Source organism: Bradyrhizobium sp. Ai1a-2 (assembly GCF_000426245.1).
GTDB lineage: Bacteria > Pseudomonadota > Alphaproteobacteria > Rhizobiales > Xanthobacteraceae > Bradyrhizobium.
In genome coordinates, this window is sequence record NZ_AUEZ01000242.1 from 1 (window position 1) to 1,165 (window position 1,165).

General features: G+C 63.9%; 2 protein-coding genes. Both read left to right on the plus strand.

The window, feature by feature from the left end; genetic code table 11:
* The coding region (locus K288_RS49230; protein WP_043162550.1) for a tail fiber protein at positions 1 to 597 on the plus strand (597 nt) is incomplete at its 5' end.
* Positions 594 to 1,165: hypothetical protein (locus K288_RS49235; RefSeq protein WP_043162551.1), on the plus strand; the 572-nt coding region annotated here is incomplete at its 3' end. The genes K288_RS49230 and K288_RS49235, both read left to right, overlap by 4 nt.

Below are 1,165 nucleotides of genomic sequence, written 5' to 3' on the forward strand. Positions count from 1 at the left end.
GCGGTCAACGGCAACGCGACGATGTTGGATACCATCCTCGGCGGTGTTGGCAGCATCGCTGTGAACCCCGGCGACAACCATGCGCTGACGGCGGCAGAAATCGTCAATGGCACCATCAGCGTGACCGGCGCGCTCACGAGCAGCGCTACCATCACGTTCCCGGCCGGCGTCATGGGTTGGTGGACGATCGAGAACCTTTGCACTGGTCCGGGTGTGCTATTGGCGGCGGTCGCGAGCGGCACTGAGGCAATCGGTCTGCCTCCGGGCGAGATTAGCGATATTCAGGTGCATGGGACTACCGTGCGCTATCGCAACCTTGGGCGCGTCGGCTCCTATCTGGATATCGCGGCGGGGACTGTGCCGGCGTGGATCACGGCATCGACCATTCCGCCGTATCTCAACTGCGTTGGACAGGCGTTTAGCGCAGCGACTTATCCGGCGCTGGCGCAGTTCTTGGGAAGGACTACGCTTCCAAACTTCATCGGCACTCTTCCTGCCATCCTCAACCAGGGCTCGGGCGTCATCGAGGCGGCCCGCGGTGGCGTCGATGGCGACACGCTGTTCGCGCGTGGAACCCCTACACACAGCAAGTCGTGAATGCGACGCAAGCGCAGTTCAACGAGCAGAACGCCGAACAGCAGAACTCCTTAAAGGGCTCGGCGGCGGCTGCCGGCGCGCTCGGTGGCGATCGTCAGGCGGTCGCGCAGTCGCAGCTTGCCGGGCAGCAGCAGCTTGCGCAGGCTCCGGTGATCGCGAACCTTGAGTCTCAGGGCTACAACCAAGCTGTGCAGACGGCCGAACAGCAGTTTCAACAGAACCCGATGGCGGCTGCATCAGCGCTCGGCAACCTCGGCGTTGCCGGGCAGTCTGCCGGGATTCAGGGCGGCCAAGCGCAGATGGGCGCTGGTGCTGTGCAGCAGCAGACGCAGCAGAATCAGGACACGGCCCAATATCAGCAGTATTTGCAGCAGATGGGATTCCCTTTCCAAGAGGCTGCGTTCCTCGCGCAGTACGGCTTGCCCGCCGCGCTGGCGCAGGGTCAGAACTCTTACGGCACGCAAACCTCTCCCGGCCCGAACCTGTTCTCGCAGCTTGGCGGCCTTGGCCTCGCTGGCGCTGGCCTGTTCTTGAAGGACGGCGGCGAGGTGCCTGCACGCTTTGCCAC